General features: G+C 68.6%; 14 protein-coding genes. 7 read left to right on the top strand and 7 right to left on the bottom strand.

Translation table 11 applies throughout. From position 1 onward, the window contains the following. The first annotated feature begins 10 nt into the window (after positions 1 to 10). From VGT00_00500 to VGT00_00510, 3 genes are all read left to right on the top strand, one after another. Positions 11 to 1,471, top strand: a complete 1,461-nt coding sequence (locus VGT00_00500) for an AMP-binding protein (GenBank protein HEV8529878.1) — start codon at positions 11 to 13, stop codon at positions 1,469 to 1,471. Continuing rightward, positions 1,472 to 3,154: a methylmalonyl-CoA mutase family protein gene (locus VGT00_00505; GenBank protein ID HEV8529879.1), complete on the top strand. Its 1,683-nt coding sequence runs from the start codon at positions 1,472 to 1,474 to the stop codon at positions 3,152 to 3,154. 159 nt (positions 3,155 to 3,313) lie between these two features. Next, positions 3,314 to 4,168, top strand: coding sequence for a metallophosphoesterase (locus VGT00_00510; GenBank protein ID HEV8529880.1), 855 nt, complete (start codon positions 3,314 to 3,316; stop codon positions 4,166 to 4,168). Positions 4,169 to 4,184: 16 nt separating this feature from the next. Here the strand turns inward: VGT00_00510 and VGT00_00515 are convergent, their stop codons facing one another. Together VGT00_00515 and VGT00_00520 are read right to left on the bottom strand one after the other, a co-directional pair. Then, a complete protein-coding gene (locus VGT00_00515) occupies positions 4,185 to 4,541 on the bottom strand; it encodes a nuclear transport factor 2 family protein (protein HEV8529881.1) in 357 nt (118 codons plus the stop codon). Next, complete coding sequence (locus VGT00_00520; GenBank protein HEV8529882.1) at positions 4,538 to 5,917, bottom strand: lactate racemase domain-containing protein; 1,380 nt, start codon at positions 5,915 to 5,917, stop codon at positions 4,538 to 4,540. Before VGT00_00520 ends, VGT00_00515 begins: the two co-directional genes overlap by 4 nt. Before the next feature lie 604 nt (positions 5,918 to 6,521). Between VGT00_00520 and VGT00_00525 the strand changes: the two genes are divergently transcribed. The 3 genes from VGT00_00525 (at position 6,522) to VGT00_00535 (ending at position 9,523) form a co-directional block, all read left to right on the top strand. Next, entirely contained in the window at positions 6,522 to 7,439 is a 918-nt protein-coding gene (locus tag VGT00_00525) for a diiron oxygenase (GenBank protein ID HEV8529883.1), read from the top strand. Between the two features lie 73 nt (positions 7,440 to 7,512). Then, the gene (locus VGT00_00530) at positions 7,513 to 8,508 is read left to right on the top strand and encodes a methyltransferase (GenBank protein ID HEV8529884.1); all 996 of its coding nucleotides are present in this window, start codon (positions 7,513 to 7,515) and stop codon (positions 8,506 to 8,508) included. Positions 8,509 to 8,653: 145 nt separating this feature from the next. After that, positions 8,654 to 9,523 (top strand): LLM class F420-dependent oxidoreductase, encoded by an 870-nt coding sequence (locus VGT00_00535; GenBank protein ID HEV8529885.1) that lies wholly within the window; start codon positions 8,654 to 8,656, stop codon positions 9,521 to 9,523. 119 nt (positions 9,524 to 9,642) lie between these two features. On the opposite strand, the gene VGT00_00540 is transcribed toward VGT00_00535, so the two are convergent. The 3 genes from VGT00_00540 to ydiK are packed head-to-tail and all read right to left on the bottom strand — an operon-like array spanning position 9,643 to position 13,406. Further along, positions 9,643 to 10,701: an LLM class flavin-dependent oxidoreductase gene (locus VGT00_00540; protein HEV8529886.1), complete on the bottom strand. Its 1,059-nt coding sequence runs from the start codon at positions 10,699 to 10,701 to the stop codon at positions 9,643 to 9,645. 7 nt (positions 10,702 to 10,708) lie between these two features. Then, positions 10,709 to 12,331, bottom strand: a complete 1,623-nt coding sequence (locus VGT00_00545) for a rhodanese-like domain-containing protein (GenBank protein ID HEV8529887.1) — start codon at positions 12,329 to 12,331, stop codon at positions 10,709 to 10,711. 7 nt (positions 12,332 to 12,338) lie between these two features. Then, on the bottom strand, positions 12,339 to 13,406 hold the full coding sequence (ydiK, locus tag VGT00_00550) for an AI-2E family transporter YdiK (protein HEV8529888.1): 1,068 nt from the start codon (positions 13,404 to 13,406) through the stop codon (positions 12,339 to 12,341). Positions 13,407 to 13,592: 186 nt separating this feature from the next. Here ydiK and VGT00_00555 point away from each other — a divergent pair, with 186 nt between their 5' ends. Then, a complete protein-coding gene (locus VGT00_00555; GenBank protein ID HEV8529889.1) occupies positions 13,593 to 15,050 on the top strand; it encodes a hypothetical protein in 1,458 nt (485 codons plus the stop codon). Between the two features lie 107 nt (positions 15,051 to 15,157). Here VGT00_00555 and VGT00_00560 read toward each other — a convergent pair whose 3' ends face one another. Continuing rightward, entirely contained in the window at positions 15,158 to 15,820 is a 663-nt protein-coding gene (locus tag VGT00_00560) for a hypothetical protein (GenBank protein HEV8529890.1), read from the bottom strand. 287 nt (positions 15,821 to 16,107) lie between these two features. Then, on the bottom strand, positions 16,108 to 17,277 hold the full coding sequence (locus VGT00_00565; protein ID HEV8529891.1) for an LLM class flavin-dependent oxidoreductase: 1,170 nt from the start codon (positions 17,275 to 17,277) through the stop codon (positions 16,108 to 16,110). Between the last annotated feature and the right edge of the window lie 165 nt (positions 17,278 to 17,442).

The following is a 17,442-nucleotide window of genomic DNA, read 5'->3' on the forward strand; positions in this document are numbered from 1 at the left end:
AATCCGGATCGTGGAAACGCTCGACCTGGCAAAGCTCCGGCAGACACGTGGCGTGGACTTGGGCGTCTGGCCGCCCCGCTATGATCCGAGCTATCGGCCGGCGGCCGAGGAGCGGTGCTGGCTGCCCGAGGTCGAGTGCGCGCCTCCCGCCCTCCGCGACGAGCTCATTTTCAGGAAGCTCAAGAGCCAGCTCGACTATGCGTGGGAGCGCTGCCCCTTCTATCGGCGCAAATGGGAGGAGGCAGGCGTCTCCCCCGCCACCCTCAAGAGTCTCGCCGATCTCGCCCGCTTCCCCGTGGTGCGGAAGTCCGAGCTCCGTCAGGCGCAGGCCGCGCACCCGCCCTTCGGAGACTATCTCGGCATCGAGCCTTCGGAAGTCGCCCGCATCCACGGGACGAGCGGCACCACGGGGCGGCCCACGGTGTTCGGCATCGGGAGCGAGGACTGGGAGCGCATCGCGCTCGCGCACGCGCGCGTGCTCTGGGGCACGGGGATCCGCCCCCACGACCGCATCCTGATCTGCTCCTTCTTCAGCCTCTATCTGGGATCCTGGGGAGCGCTGGCGGGCGCCGAGGCGCTCGGGGCCACCGTCTTTCCATTTGGCGCGGGCCAGGCGGGGCAGACGCTGGCCGCCGTCGGCTGGGCGCGCGAGCTCCGGCCCACGGCTTTCTACGGCACGCCCTCCTACGCGCTCCACTTCGCCGAGACCGCGAAGCGCGAGGGCATCGATCCCCGCGCGCTCGGCTTTCGCGTCCTGTTTTTCTCGGGCGAGCCCGGCGCGGGCATCCCGGCCACCAAGCGGCTCATCGAGGAGACCTTCGGCGGCATCTGTGTGGACATGGGCAGCATGGCCGAGATGACCCCGTGGATGACCAATGCCGAATGCGGGCACCGGACCGGCATGCACCTCTGGCAGGACCTGGTGTATACCCAGGTCTGCCATCCCGAGAGCTTCGAGCCCCTGCCCTACGGCGCGGAGGGCACGCCCGTCTACACGCATCTCGAGCGCACCTCGCAGCCCATGATCCGGCTCGTCTCGGGCGATCGCGCGCGCTGGACGGACGAGCCGTGCCCGTGCGGCCGGACGTACCCGCGGCTGCCCCTGGGGCTCTACGGGCGCTTCGACGACATGATCGTCGTGCGGGGCGAGAACATCTATCCGAGCGCCATCGAGGATGCCCTGCGCGCCACGGAAGGCTTTGGCGGCGAGTTCCGGGTCATCGTGTCACGGCGCGAGCACATGGACGAGCTCCTCGTGCGCGCCGAGCATGCGGGAGGCCTGACCGATCCGGGCCGGCTCGAGACGCTGCGCGGAGAGATGCGCAACCGGCTGCGCGCGCGGCTCGGCATCCATCCCGTGGTCGAGCTCGTCCCCGAGGGCACGCTGCCCCGGACGGAGTTCAAGGCGCGGCGTATCATCGACGACCGGGACCTGTACCGCGAAGGGCTGGACAAGAGGAAGGAGGACTAGATGTTCGATCGCGAGGAGATCACGCGGGCCGCGGCGCTGCGCGCGGCGTGGGAGGCAGGGGAGCTTCGCGCCTTCCTCGACCGCCAGCCCGAGTCCCGCGCCGAGTACCGCACGCTCTCCGGCATCCCCGTCAAGCGCGTCTACACCGCCGAGGACACGGCCGGCCTGCGCCACGAGGACCTCGGCCTGCCCGGCCAGTACCCGTTCACGCGCGGGCCCTACCCGACCATGTACCGGGGGCGGCTCTGGACCATGCGGCAGATCGCCGGCTTCGGCACCGGCGAGGATACCAATGGCCGCTTCCGCTACCTGATCAGCCAGGGCCAGACGGGCCTCAGCGTGGACTTCGACATGCCCACCCTCATGGGCTACGACTCCGACCACCCGCGCTCGCTCGGCGAAGTCGGGCGCGAAGGGGTGGCCATAGACACGCTGGACGACGTGGAGGCGCTCTTCGCGGACATCGACCTCGAGCGCATCTCGGTCTCCATGACCATCAATCCGACGGCGTGGGTCCTCCTGGCCATGTACGTGGCGCTGGCCCAGAGTCGCGGCTGCGACCTGAACCGCCTCTCGGGCACCGTCCAGGCCGACATCCTCAAGGAGTACATCGCCCAGAAGGAGTGGATCTTTCCCATCCGGCCTTCCATGCGCATCATGCGCGACATGATCGTGTGGTCGACGCGGCACATGGCGCGCTACAACCCCGTCAATATCAGCGGTTACCACATCTCCGAGGCGGGAGCGACCTCCGTCCAGGAGCTCGCCTTCACCATGGCCAACGCCATCGCCTACGTGGAGGAGGTGACGCGAGCGGGCGTGGCCGTGGACGACTTCGCCCCGCGCCTGGCCTTCTACTTCGTGGCCCAGAACGATTTCTTCGAGGAGATCGCCAAGTTCCGGGCCGCGCGCCGCATCTACGCGCGGCTCATGAAGGAGCGCTTCGGGGCCACGCGGGCCGAATCGATGCGCCTGCGCTTCCACTGCCAGACGGCGGCCATGACCCTGACCAAGGCCCAGCCCATGAACAATATCGTCCGCACGGCCCTCCAGGCGCTCTCCGGGGTGCTGGGCGGATGCCAGTCGCTCCACGCCAATGGCCTCGACGAGGCCTATGCCATCCCTTCCGAGGAGGCGATGAAGATCGCCCTGCGCACCCAGCAGATCATCGCCGAGGAGAGCCGCGCCACCCAGGTCGTCGACCCCCTCGGCGGCTCGTTCTACGTGGAGGCCCTGACCGCGGAGATCGAGCGCCGCGTGATGGACATCCTCGTCAAGGTGGACGGCATGGGGGGCACCATCCGGGCCGTGGAGGAGGGCTACTTCCAGCACGAGATCGCGGACAGCGCGTATGAGACGGCGCGGCGGCGCGCCTCCGGCGAGCAGCCCGTGATCGGCGTCAACCGCAATGTCGAGCCGGCGGCGCCGGTGCCCGTGCCCATCCACAAGATCGACCCCGCCGTCGAGACGCGCCAGATCGCCCGGCTCCAGGAGACGCGACGCCGCCGCGACGGCGCCAAGGTGGACGCCCTCCTCGACCGGCTCGCCGCCGAGGCCAAGAATCCCGACGCCAACCTGATGCCCCTGACCATCGAGGCCGTCAAGGCCCGCGCCACCATGGGCGAGATCGTGGCGCACCTCCGCTCCGTCTTCGGCGCCTACACCGAGCGCCCCGTCTTCTAGCCCGAACTTCACGAACGCGCGTACCGCATCGTGGCCTCCCCCTCACCCTGCCCTCTCCCCCTGCGGGGGCGAGGGATCAAATGAATCCCTCTCCCTCTCCGAGGGAGAGGGCAGGGTGAGGGTGGCGTTGTCTCGCGAATTGTTCAGGCTAGACGAGGCATGGTGACGGCTCTCTGCCCGCGGTCGCTCGTCATCGGCGCGGTCGGGCTCTTCGTGATCTGCCTTGGTCTGGCCGTCTGGGCCGTGGCCATCGAGCCCGGCCGGCTCGTGGTCAGGGAGGTCGATCTTCCTCTCGCCACGTGGCCGCGGGCCATGCCTCCGCTCACCATCGCCGTCGTATCGGATCTCCACACGGGCGCGCCCCACATCGATCCCGCCAAGGTCGATCGGATCGTCTCCATCATCAATCAGCGACAGCCCGACCTCGTGGTCCTGCCCGGGGATTTTGTCGTGCACGGGGTGATCGGGGGACGGAGGATCGAGCCCGAGGTGACCGCGGCGCGGCTCGAGGCGCGGCGGGCGCCCCTCGGCGTCTTTGCCGTGCTGGGCAATCACGACTGGTGGTACGACGGTCAGCGGGTGGCGCGGGCGCTCCGGGCCGCCGGCATCGTCGTGCTCGAGGACGAAGCGGTACGCCTCCGGCATCGCGGCCACGCGTTCTGGCTGGTCGGGCTAGCCGACTTCGACACCCGGACCTCCGACCCCGCCCGGACCACGAGCGCCATTCCGCCCGCGGAGCCCGTCGTCGCGCTCACGCACAATCCCGACATCTTCCCCCTGATCCCGCCGCGCGTCGCCATCACCCTGGCCGGTCATACCCATGGCGGGCAGGTCTACCTTCCCCTCATCGGCCGGCCCATCGTCCCGTCGAGGTATGGCCAGCGCTATGCGATCGGCCATATCGAGGAGGAGGGCCGGCATCTCTTCGTCACCTCGGGGCTCGCCACCAGCATCATCCCCGTCCGCTTCCTCGTGCCGCCCGAGATCGTGATGGCGCGACTGAAGCCAGCCTGAGTGAGACACGCCGGCCCTACGGCTTCCTGATCTCCATGCTCCGGATCAGGCCGTCCTCGATGAGGTAGATGTGCTGGACCAGCTGCTCTGCCAGAACCTTGCCGGCCAGGTCGCGGACGAGTTGATGCACGTCGACGACGACCCGCCCGGTCTCATCGGTGCCGAAGCGCCGCGGCTCGACATGGGGGTCGATCACGGACCACTGGCGGCTCCAGTACTCACGGACCGCCGCGTGGCCATGGACGCGTCCACCCTCCATCCCGTTCGGCCAATCCACATCGGGATGCATGACGGCGAGGACGGCGTCGATATCGCGAGCATTGAAGGCCCGGTAGGTGGCGCTCAGAAGATCCCGCTCTTTCAGCGCGGTCACGGCCTGACCAGGGGCGGCTGCTCGACGTAGGCGATCGCGCAGTCTGGTCCGTGGATCCGGCGCGCCCGCGCGACGGCTTCCTCGACGCTCCCGGCGACCTCGAAGCCGAGGTGCCGTGGCACGTGGGCATCGCGGGGTCCGGCCACGATCACTCGTCCCACGTGCCGGAGGCGCTTGAGCGGGTGCGTGGCGAGAATGCCGTGGATCGGGTGGAAGGCGTGACGACGGCGGTACGCCTCGATATAGTCGGGGCGGCTGGCCAGGTCCTCGGCGAAGCGCGCGGTGATCTCGTACGGGTCGCGCGTCTCGGGCAGGATGCGCTCCCACACCTCGGGGTAGGAGGGATGGGCGACGCGGTCCCACGCGTCGCGGGCCGGCGCCGCCATGATCACCGTGCACCCGGGCTTGCCCACGGCCTCGATCATACCGCCGAGATATCCCAGCCCCGACGAGATGAGGGTAAGGATCGGGTTCACGGCGGCGAAGATGGCGTAGGGACTCGAATCGGGGATGCCGTAGACGAGCACATCGAAGCGCTCCTGGCTCGCTTCTCGCCGCGGCGGATAGAGCGCCGCCTGCTCCTCGAGGGCCGCGCGGCGCGTCTCGTCGACGGCGCCCGCAAAGACCCGCGCCGGGTGATGGGGATCGGCGAGCAGGGTGTCGATCTTGAAGATGCGCTTGCCCAGGCGCGCCTCCAGGTGGTGGCCCATCTCGTCGAGCACGGCGTGCATGCGGTTGCCGTTCACCGCCATCGACATGCCGTCGGGGGTGTGGGTGACGCGGATGGTCCGCCACGTCGACAGCCCGACGCAGACGGACTTCCAGCCCCCTGTGAATCCGCGGATGTAGTTGCTGTTGATGTAGACGGTCAGGTCCGAGTCGGCCACGAGACGATGTACCTCGACGGGATAGCCGTGCTCCGGCGTCAGCCCGAGATCGATGATCTGCTCGCGGTCCTCGGCGTCGTGGCAGAGGAGCCGGTCTCCGAACTCCGCGACGAGGCCGTCGCCGAGGAGGCGCGCCAGCTCGGAGGGCCGGAGCATGCGGTGGAGCGCATTGGCGCAGATCAGCGTCACGTCCCGGCGGCGCACGCCTGCTCCCTCGAGCTCGTCGAGGACGGCCTGGATGGCCACCTGACGGATCGGCCCGAAGGATCCGGTCGTGTGATCGTCGAAGGCGATGGTCACCGTCGCGCCGGGACGGGCAAGAGCGCCGATGCGCGGCAGTCCGCGCGGGGCCGCGAGCGCCGCCCGCACGGCGCCGTCCAGATCGGGCAGCGGGGGCAGGCTCGCGCGCTCGATGTTGGAGAGGAGCCGGGTGTGGTCGGGCAGCTCGGCCGCGATCGTCGTCTCACCGTATGGGAGCTCGACCTTCATGGCCCCTCGCTTCCTTGACGGGTCATACCCTCGTGGCTACAGTGCGGCCATACTAACCCCACATTTTCGTTTTGAGAGGCGAACGCACCAGGCCATAATCGCTCAACCCCGCAAGAAACGCGACTCTCGGCCGCTCCTCGCTGACGCAGAGGGCTCATTCGGCACGCCCAGTACTTCGTCTTCCAGCTGGCCGAGAGCTACTTGACATCGGATCTGTTTCGGCAAATCCTCGGGCGCATCGAGCGACTCGGGTGGCACCCCCCGTGATCGAGAGCCCCTCACGAGGCCCGGAGACCATGAGGGGAGGGGGGCGAAGCAGCGGAGGTGTCCCTGAACAAGGACCGTCAGGGTGACGAGACCCACAGGCACGGGGCCGCGGACGGTCCCTCCGTCGCGAGCCTGACTTCCCTCAACGTGCCGGAAAGGATGAACTGAGCGACGGGGCGATCCGCGCGTTCAACACCACGACGGTGAGCAGACATCGGCCCATATTGGAAATCCAGGTCTAAACCATTTCTCCTACGTTCCCCTGGCATCAGGCGACATCGTCCAGCGCTCGAGCGGCAGCCAGAGCCCCATGGCTCGGTGCGCAGTGGGAGGCACCATGGCGACGTACTCATACGCGGAGTGCTTGCAGAACTCCTACCGGATCAACTGGAAGATCGCCGACGTCCTCGGCACCAACCAGTTTGACTCCTCGCGGCACTGGCTGCCTGCGCGGCTGTCCGGGGCCGACGCGATCACTGGCCTGAGTGCCCAGGACAAGGTCCGGCTCACTCACGTCGAGATGGGGTCCTACGCCCATCTTTTCGCGTATGTGGAGGAGTTCATCGCCCCCAAGATGATCCACCTCGCCTGCGACTTCGAGGTCGACAACCGCGAGGCCTTCGACGCCCTGACCAACTTCGCTGCGGAGGAGGTCAAGCACATGAACCTCTTCCGCGAGATCCGAGCCCGCGTGGACCGGACGGTGGGCTTTCCGCTTGCCCTGCTCGGGGACGAGAAGGCAGTCGCTCGCGCCGTCCTGAGCAAGCACACCGGGGCAGTGCTCCTCCTGACGGCGGCCATCGAGTGGTTCACCCAGCTCCACTACCTCACGGCGTTCAAGGACGACGACTCGCTCGACCCTTTCACGAAGACGATCTTCCGCGCGCACTGGCAGGAGGAGTCCCAGCACGCCAAGATGGATCACCTGGAGACCACGCGCGCGTTCGCACGCATGACCGTGGCGGAGAAGGATACAGCCATCGACGACCTCATTGACCTGATCGGCGCGGTGGACGGCCTCCTCCAGAAGCAGGCGGGGCTTGACGTGGACAATCTGGAGCGCTACCTCGCGCGGTCCTTCACCGGGACCGAGAAGCAAGAGGTCTACGCGAGCGTGCTCAAGGCCAAGCGCTACACCTTCATCGAGAGTGGCGTGACGCACCCGAACTTCCAGGCGCTGTTCAGCGAGGTGACGACACCCGCGCAGCAGGCGAAGGTCCAGACGGCACTAGACGCGCTGCTCGCGTCGGCATGAGCAAGCTCTTGGCTGGCAGTATCGGCGCCGTGGCGGCCCCGAATCCTTCCGCGCGACCTCGGAGGAGCGCCTGATGCGCCCCATTACCGACGTGCGCAAGATCTCGAGCATCGGGTACGGTTTCATGGCGTCCAAGGCCCTCTTCACGGCGCTCGACCTCGACATCTTCACGCGGCTGTCGGGCCAGCCACAGAATCTCGACTATCTTGCGCGGGAGGCCGGCGTCCGGCCGAATCAGCTCCTCACCCTCATGACGGCCCTCGTGTGCCTCGGGCTGGTGGCGAAGGAAGGCGCGCTCTATGCCAACGCGCCCGCGAGCGAGGCGTACCTGGCGCGGCACTCCCCGAAATACTACGGCGACTATCTCCGCCTGCAGATCGACAAGCAGGTCTATCCATCGCTCCTCGAGCTGACGGCGAGCTTCCGCGGCGAGCGCAAGGGGTTCTACGAGACCTTCCTCGCCGATCCGGAGCAGGCGGACCTCTTTAGCCGGGCGCAGCACGTGGGCTCACTTGGCCCGGCCCGAGTCCTGGCCCGGCAGATCCCGCTCGACGGCCGTGGCACGCTGCTCGACGTCGGCGGCGGCAGCGGAGCCTTCAGTATCACCCTGTGCCAGCGGAACCCGAAGCTCACGTCGACGATCCTGGACTTCCCGAGCGTCGGGGAGACGGCGCGGCGATACGTGGAAGAGGCCGGGCTCGCCTCGCGCATCGCCTTCCTGCCCGGCGACGCGCTCGACACCGAGTGGCCGGGCGATCGGGACGCGATCCTGATGTCCTATGTCCTGAGCGCGGTGGGAGAGCGTGACGTGACTACGCTGATCGAGCGTGCGTACGGAGCCCTGCGGCCCGACGGGCTTCTCGTCGTGCACGATTTCATGGTGGATGATGACAGGACCGGGCCGCTCAGCGCCGCGCTGTGGTTCCTACCTATGGCGCTCCGGGGGGACGCGATCTCCCTGACCCCGGGCGACCTGTCGGAGGCAATTCGTGCGGCCGGCTTCGAGGGTGTCGCCGTCCAGGATCTCATCCCGACGATCACGAAGGCGCTGACGGCGCGCCGGCCCTGATCAAGGTCTCCTCCGAGCGTGCCCACCTCGGGCACTCCACGGGCCGATCATCCATCAGGCGCCGCGAATGACCGGCAGGCCCGATTGCCACTGACTCCCCTGCCCGGGCGACGCGACGATCAATGGAGATGACAGGAGAACGACGATGAAGTTCGGACTGCGATACGCGAGCCTCGGCCGCTACTCGAGTGGCCCCGCGGCAGTGGAGCTGGCCCAGGCTGCCGAGGCCGCCGGCTTCGACTCGATCTGGACGGTGGAACACGTCGTGGTGCCGCACGGATATCAGTCGCGCTATCCGTATTCCCCGAGCGGGCGCATGGGATCGGGCCTCGAGGACTATCCGATCCCGGATCCGCTGATCTGGCTCGCCTATATCGGCTCCGCCACGCGAACCATCAAGCTCGGCACGGCTATTCTCATCCTGCCCCAGCGCAATCCCGTCATCACCGCCAAGGAGATCGCCACCCTCGACCACCTGGCTGGCGGTGGCCGCGTGCTCCTGGGCATCGGCGTGGGCTGGCTCGCCGAGGAGTTTGCCGCCCTCGGGGTGCCTTTCGAGGACCGCGGGCCCCGCACGGACGAGTATGTCGCCGCCATGCGCGCGCTCTGGAGCCAGGAGTGCGCGAGCTACAAGGGTCGCTTCGTCTCCTTCGATCAGGTCTTCTGCCGTCCCCTGCCTCCGGAGCGGCGGATTCCCATCATCGTCGGCGGGGACACGGCGGCGGCGGCCCGACGCGCCGGGAGACTCGGCGACGGCTACTTCCCCGCGCGCCCCGCGCCCCCCGAGCTGCTCGACGAGATGCGCCGCGCCGCCGAGGCGGCCGGCCGCGATCCGGGTTCCATCGAGATCACGGTGGCCGCTCCCACGGAGCCGGCGGAGATCGAGGCGCTGGCCAAGCGAGGGATCACGCGCGTCGCCGTGCCGGTCAGCGCTGCCGCGGGGCTGCCCGCACAGGTCAAGACGCCCGACGACGTGCTTCGCTACGGCAAAGAAATGATCGCGCGCTTTCGTTAACTCGGAGGGGGGCTCCGCCCCCCTTCCGAAGCCTCCCCCCGAACAGCTTGCGCCGGCAAAGCCGGCGCTCGGAGCGGAACGTTCTTGCTCGCGAGGGCATGGGACCAGGCCGAAGCCGGCTAGGAGGCGGGGCGGAGGCCGGCCTTGACGAGGCGGGGGAACACGGTGTCCCGGAACGCCGCGATCTCCCGCTCGGGCGGGGCAAAGGTCAGGAGCGGCATGAGGTAGAGATTCCGCACGCCGAGCTTGGTCATCTCAATTATCCGTTCTGCGCAATCCGCCGCCGTCCCGATGAGCCCCAGGGCCTCGCAGAGCTCGGCGACCACGTCGTCGGGCACGAACGAGGTGGCCGCGATGGCGGCCTCCCAGTCGTGGGCGTGGGAGAGGTCGGGATAGACCTTGTTCACCGCGTCGGGGATCTCCATCTTCGGAAGCTTGAGACCGGCGGGCCCGAGCCAGTACCCGCCCCAGCGAAGAATGCCCCAGTGCACGGCGGTGGGGCGGGCGAGGCGACGGGCTTCCGCCGTCGTGGGCAGCGTGGCCGTCCGGACCGCCCAGATGATCTCGAGATCCTCGAGCCGGCGCCCGCCACGCCGCGCGCCGCGCTCGAGAAGCTCGAGCGCGTGCTCCACGATGCCCCGGTTGAACCCGACGAGCAGGAGGACGCCGTCGGCCACCTCGCCCGCGACCTCGATCGCCTTGGCTCCGGAAGCGGCCATCAGCACGGGAATGTGACGGCCGGACACATAGCCCAGGCGCCCGGGCGTGCCGCCGAAGTCGACGGTCTTGCCGGCGAGCAAGGCCTTGACCGTGCCGATGCAGGCCCGCATCTCGGCAAGCGTCGCCGGCGACCGCCCGATCGTGCTCGCGGAGGTATAGCCGGTGCCGATCACGAATCTCACCCGCCCCGGCGCCAGCTCTTCCACGGTCTGGATGGCGCTCGCCAGCACGGAGGCGTGGCGGGTGAACGGATTGGTGACGGCGGGGAAGAGCGCGAGCCGCGTGGTCTGCGCAGCGGCCTGGCCGAGGATGACGAAGGTATCGCGGCTGAGCATCTGGCTGTCGAGGATCCCCGCGCCGTCGAAGCCCGCCGCCTCGATACCTTGGATGAGCTTCATCAGGCGGGGCATCGGCTCGGTGCCGGGAACGCGGATATGAACGCGAACGGGCGCGGTCATGGTGGCCTCAGGGCGTCTCGTACTTCTTGCCCAGCTCTTCTTCCCAGCGCAGGTACTGGATGGCTTCGGCCCACGTGCGATCCGTCCCCATGGTCAGCACGTCGTTCGGAGGAGTCATCACTCCGCTGAGACCTTGTTCCACGGGAAGCCCGGCCTTGATCCACGCGGGCATCCCGTCGGAGAGCACGGACACGCGCCGATATCCGAGCGTCTTCAGGGTGGCTCCCGCGAGGACCGACTGGAGGCCATTGGCGCAGGTCACGACGAGGGCCGTGTCCTTTGACGGCGCCACGTCGGAGATCGCGAGCTCCAGCCACCCCCGGGGAACCCACCGCGACCCGGGCACGTGCGCGCCGCTGAAATCGCGACTCGTGTCCACGAAGATGATGACGGGTGGCGGCGAGCCCTTCCGGCGGTCGTCAAGCGCAGAAGGAGTCAGCAGCTCGACCTGGGCTCGGGCGGCTTCATAGCCCGTGGGCAGTCCGCCCCCGATGCCTTCGTCGTAGCCCCGCGGCCCGCCCGGAGATTCGCCGGTGACGAGGGGCTGGCCGCTCGCCCTCCACGCCGTCGTGCCCCCGTCCACGACGTGGACATTGGGAAAGCCCATCTGCCGATACCAGGAGGCGGCGACCGTCGCCCGTACCCGCCCGTCGCAGGCGAAGACCACGTGGCCGTTCTTCACCGCCACGAGGTCGTCCGCGCGCTGCACGGCTTGCCCGCCCGGGAACCACTGAAAGCCGGGGATATGGCCGCGTGCGTACTCGTCGGTGGTGCGCACATCGATCAGGTAGACGTTCTGGTCGTCGGCGGTGGCCATCAGCTCCTGGAGCGCGGGAATCGAGAGCGACGGCACGCCATCCTCGGCCGCGATGCGCGCGGCGAAGGCTTCCGCCCTGGCCAGCCCCGCCGCCGAGGCGGCGGGCAGGGCGAGACGCGTGGAGCCGGTCTCGAGCTCGAGGCCCGCCATCATCCAGCCCATGGTGCCGTTGCGCAGATCGAAGACCTTCGAGAAGCCCATGCGCTGCAGGAGTCGCGCGCCCACGATGCTGCGGGTGCGCCCCGCGCAGTGCACGACCACCGTGGCCTCGGGATCGGGGACGAGGTCGGCGATGTGCACGGCGACTTCCCCGTTGGGCGCGCTGCGGCTGCCCGGGATGGTGGCGCGGTGATGCTCCTCCGGCGTGCGCGAGTCGAGGAGGATGATCTTCTCGCCCCGCTGCTGGCGGGCGTGGAGCTCCTCCGGATGCATCTCCGCGATGTGGTGCACGACCTGGACCTTCTCGCCGAAGTCCTTGCTCGGGACATTGACGCCCCACTCCGTGGGGTAGCCGACCGTCGTCCACCGGTTGATGCCGCCGTCGAGCACGGCGACGTGGCGAAAGCCCATCCGCTCGAGGGTGGCGGCGGCCAGGGGGGCCCGGCGGCCGTCGTCATCGCACACGATCACGTGAGTGCCCGGGTAGGGGACGAGGCGCCCCATGCGGAACTCGAGCTGCCGGCGCGGGACGAGGCTGGCCCCGGGAATGTGCGAGTCGTTGTACTCGCCGGGCTCGCGGACATCGATGAGCGCGCAGGTGGCCTGCGCGTCGAGCAGCGATTTCAGGGCGGCCGCGGTGATCTTCTGTGCCATGTCTTCGTCACTCCTTGGCCGCGCGGCCCTCGTCGACCCATGCCAGGAGCAAGGTGTAGCTCACCGCGAGCACGACGGGACCCACGAACAGCCCGATGATACCGAAGGCGAGCAAGCCGCCGAGAACACCCGCGAAGACCAGCAGGAGAGGAAGGTCGGCCCCCTGCCTGATGAGGAGCGGGCGCACGAGGTTGTCGAGGGTTCCCGTGATCACGGACCACACGAGCATGACGGTGCCCCACAGGGTCTCGTTCTGCCAGTACAGCCAGATCACCCCCCCGAGAAGGACGGGCACCGCCCCGATCTGCGCCACCCCGAGCAGGAACATGATCGCGGTCAGGAGGGCCGGATGCGGCACGCCGGTGACGGCGAGACCGATGCCGCCGAACACGGACTGAAGCAGCGCGGTGACCACGATGCCGAGGGCGATGGCGCGAATCGCCTGGGCGGAGAGACGGGCCACGCGCTCGCCCTCGCCTCCGGCGAGGCGCCGCGCGAACGCCAGCACCCACGCGGCAGCGGTTTCGCCCTGGGCATACAGGAGCGCCGAGACGGCCAGGGTGAGCAGGAGGTGGACGAAGAGCCCGAGCACGCTTCCCGCCTGGCTGATGAGCCAGCGCCCGACGTCGAGGAGATACGGAGTGGCGCGGGACGCGAGGTCCTCCGGGCGCAGGGAGGCCAGGTTCTGCCAGCCGGTGGCGATCCGCTCGCCGACCACCGGCAGATCCTTGACCCACGCGGGCGGCGCCGGCACCGAGAGGTGCGCCAGGGATCGCGTGAAGGCCGAAATCTCCGCGGCGCGCTCTACGATGGTCACCACCGCGATCCCGACCGGCACCAGGATGAGCGCGAGCATGATCAGCGTCATGACCACCACGGCGAGACTGCGCCGTCCCCAGAGCCGCCTCTCGATCATCCGCATCTCGGGCCAGGTGGCGATGACGATCATGACGGCCCAGATGGTGGCGGGCAGAAACGGGCGCAGCACCCAGAAGCTCGCGGCGATCAACCCGCCAATCGCCACCACGGCGAAGAGAATCCGGGTAATGTCCCAGGGAAGCGCCGCGGCTTTCATGCTGGCGCTATCCTAGCCCGAAACCAGACTTGGATTCGCGAGACCTTCGTCCGCCCGCCGCCCCTCGGGCGGGGCTTTTCTTTCGAGCGCGTTGGTGCGAAGATGCTGGCTGTCCGGCCCCTCTGCCCGTGTGGTTTCCGGGCGTGCTCTACGTGAGGGCCACCACGTTGAGGGGAGGATCGTGAGATGGCCCAGCGCGTCGCCTATCCCGCCCATATCGAGCCCCTGGTGCAGTTCGTGGAGGAAACGACTCCCGACCGCATCGTGGCGGCCACCCACGACAAGCTGGCCGCCGGCACCTCCGTCAAGGAGATGCTGCTGGCCTCGGCCCTCGCGGTGGTGCGGTCTTCCGACTTGCCGCCGGGCCATCACGGCGGGCCGCTCCACCCGCTGGCCGGGCTTCACGCGGTACGGAACATCGCGGCCCGGCTGCCCGGCGAGTACGCCATGCTGCCCGTGATCCAGAACGTGGCCGTGGCCAACAAGCACATCCACTCGCCCGCCATGGGGCCCTTCATCCTCGCGGAGGCGAAGCCCGTGTCGGAGAAGGACAGCGTGGAGGCGACGCTGGCGGCGTTTCGCGTCGCGGTGGGGCGCGGGGTCTACAATGCCTGCGACCACTACTTCCTTTATCTGCTGGAGCGGCTCACTCCCATGCAGGTGCTGGAACATCTCCTCCAGGTCGCCATCCCCAAGAATCAGCTCGATGACCACTATTTCCTGTTCCCGGTCTTCACGTGGCGCGCCCTGGAGTATCTCGGCTGGGAGTACGCGCGGTTCATCGGCCGGGCGCCCGTTCGCTATATCACCCGCCCCAGCGACCCGACCTCCCTGGAAGAAGTTGATCGTCTCATCGACACCCACGGCCTGCTCGAGCGTGAGCTGCGGGTCAAGACGGACGACGACGAGACGGCTGCCGTCACCGCGCTCGCCAACGAGATCGGCCGGTGCAGCAAGTTCACGGAGATCCCCGAGATGGTGGCGCAGGCGCTGGGAGACGGACTCTCCCTGGAGGGCGTGGGCGAAGGGTTCTCCGTCGGGGGCTCCACGCTCTTCCTGCGCTCACAGACCGGCAACCCGATGGACGTGCACATCAATACGGGTGCCAACACGCGGCGCTACCTGCTGCGGCAGCCCGAGCTGTCGCTGCGCACCAAGCTGCAGGCGCTGCTCGTGTGGCACACGGGGCCGGAAGTGCGCATGGCCCAGCGCATGCTGGCGCCGGACATCCAGCCCGAGCCGGAGCGCGTGGCCGCGCTGCCCTTCCGCACCCAGGACGAGCTCCTCGGAGAGATCGCAGGCCTCATCAGCAGCCTGCCTGTGGGCGAGCGCTTGCCCGCGGCCGGTCTCGCGACCTGGCGGTCGACCGACGAGGTGAAGCAGGCCGCGGCGCTGGCCCAGCAATATGCCAATCGCGAGTACGCCCCCGAGGCCCTGATCAGCCTGCTCGGCAAGATCGCCTGTCGCGACAACTTCACGGAGATGCACGCGCTGAAGCACCACCAGGCCACCTACGAGGAGTTCCACGCGACGCGTCCGTCATTGAGATGGCGCCACCTCGTGGCGGCCGTGCAGGCCGCGGCCATCTCACATGGTCGGATCCAGGACATTTACGAGCACGCCGCCGAGGTGATGCACTTCTAAATGACTCGGAGGGGGGCTTCGCCCCCCTTCCGAAGCCTCCCCCCAAGATTCGTTGCGCCGACGAAGCCGGCGCTCGAAGCGGACCTCCAGTTCCGGATCGCTTGTTGCTAGCGAGAGGCCCGGGGGCGCGGTTCGACGAACTGGATGCCGTCGGGGCGCGAGAAGAGCCGCGTGTCGGGCGCCAGTCCCGGCTGGTATGCCACGTAGCGCACCACCCGTACGACCTTGCCGTCCTTGTAGTGCGACACGGCATAGACCACGCGATCCTTCGGAAGAACGAGGATGGTTACGCGATGGGCGCCTCGCGTGACCTGGTGCTGGTCGAGCATCAATCCTCCTCCGGCATCGACGCGCTCGTCGGGCTTCGGCGCGTACGCCTGCACGAAGGCGATCTCGCACCCGAATTCGAGCTCGCGGAGCGGCGGGGGCAGCTCGCCTCCATCGAGGATCGGGGCCCGGAAGATCAGGCTCGGACCGGGATCGACGACGTGCCGACCCGACTTGTCATGCAGGTTGACGATCCAGGCGTCCGGCTCGTTCACGACGATCAAGCCATGGACCCCTCGAGCGGCATCGGGCATCTCTTCGACCCGCCCTCGGGCATTCCCGATCCGGTACAAGGTCTTGGGGAGAGCGGCAAAGGACTGCGGATCGATTCCCGGCGTGGCGTCCCGAGTGACGATCCGCACCATCTTCTCGGGCGCACATTCAGCGGCCCAGGCCACGGAAGCCGGAAGCACGAGTAGCGCCATGATGATCAATCGAAGCAATGTCTTCTCCTCTTGGAGTCCTCGGATCGCGCCCAGATGATCTCGAGGGGGTGCATCGTGGGTGCCAGCCGGCCGGCCCAACCATTTCATGCCGTTAGCACCCGGCCGAGTCTCCTCTCGCCCGAGGAGGCGACAGAAGCTGGCAGCCCGAGAACGGGCTTCGTCACTGGGGCGGCCGCAGCGTTCATCACCGCGGCGTCGGAGGGGGGGCCGTGCGCCTGGCAGGGAGCGGTGGGCCCCGCTCTCCACCGCGCGCTAGAGGCGGCGGCGCGGCGGGCGGAAACGGCTCAGGGCTTGCCGGCGCGAGACGCCACGGGGGCCGCCGTCGCGTAGCGCGGCATCACCTCCGAGGCGAAGAGCTCGATGGAGCGCATGGCGTGCTCGTGGGTAAGATCACCCCACTGGAACGAGCAGACGAAGTAGTTGGCTCCCGTGGCCACGTACTCCTCCATGTATTCGCGGACGGCGGCCGGGGAGCCGGCCAGCGCGACCCCGCCCAGGCGGTTCGGATGGGGCCGGGCTTTTTGCTGGTCGAAGCGCTCGAGCTCGGCATCGATGTCGCGCCGCGTTTCCCGCGTGGGCAGCCCGGCGGGGCGATCGCCGACGAAGCCGAACGAGCCATCCTTCGTGGACATGAACTGGGTCAGCCCGCGCTTCTCGGCTTCGAGACGCCGCGGGGCGGCCAGGTTCCAGCGATATTTCTCCCAGGCCGGCGTGGCGACCCTGATCGCCTCGTCGTCCGTTTCCGCCACCATGAGGTGCACGACGAGGCCGATCATCGGCGCGTCCCCCTGCGCCGTCCGCGCCCCCGCGCCCTGATGCTCTTCCCATGCCGTCCGGTAGCGCGTGACCGCCGGGGCGAGACTGTCCAGGGAGCCGACGAGGATGGTGTGCATCCCTTCCATGGCCGCCGTCACCGGATTGCGCATGTACCAGAGGGGCGGATACGGCTTCTGGAGCGGGCGCAGGTACATGGGCAGGTGATCGAAGCTGTGGAAGCGCCCGGCATAGGTGAGCTGGTCGTGGCTGAGCCCTTCCCGCACGATGTCGAGCGTCTCGACATATCGCGCGTAGTTCGTCTCGGAGTCCGCCTCCTGGCCCCAGAAGTAGGCCTCCATGACGCCGCCCCGCCCCACGCCGATCTCCAGGCGCCCGTCGCTCAGGTTGTCGAGCATGCTGATCTCTTCGATCAGGCGCAGCGGATGATGCAGGGGCAGGACGTAGACGCAGGGGCCGAAGCGCAGGCGCCGGGTGCGCTGGGCCACGGCGGCCAGGAAGACGTTCTGCGACGGAGCGAGACTGTGGATGGCCGGCGTGTGGTGCTCGGCCAGATGATAGGCGTGGAAGCCGGCCGCGTCGAGGCGCTCGATCTGGACCAGTCGCTCGCGATAGATCCGATCGAGTCCGAGACCCGGCACCGGCTCGATGTGATCGAAGATCCCGAATCGCAGCGTCATGCCGCCTCCGGTCGCGCGCCGTGTGCCACCAGGCGGCGATGGTCTCGCGGCCCGCGGAGCAGGTCAAGCCGCCAGCGGAGCCTCAGACGGAGGGAAGAGTCGACAGATCTTGCCAGGGAACGGAGAGGGGCGAGCGAGTGGCTAGCTCGTACCAGAGCACACGGC

The sequence above is a fragment of the Candidatus Methylomirabilota bacterium genome, from assembly GCA_036002485.1.
Classification (GTDB): Bacteria; Methylomirabilota; Methylomirabilia; order Rokubacteriales; family CSP1-6; genus AR37.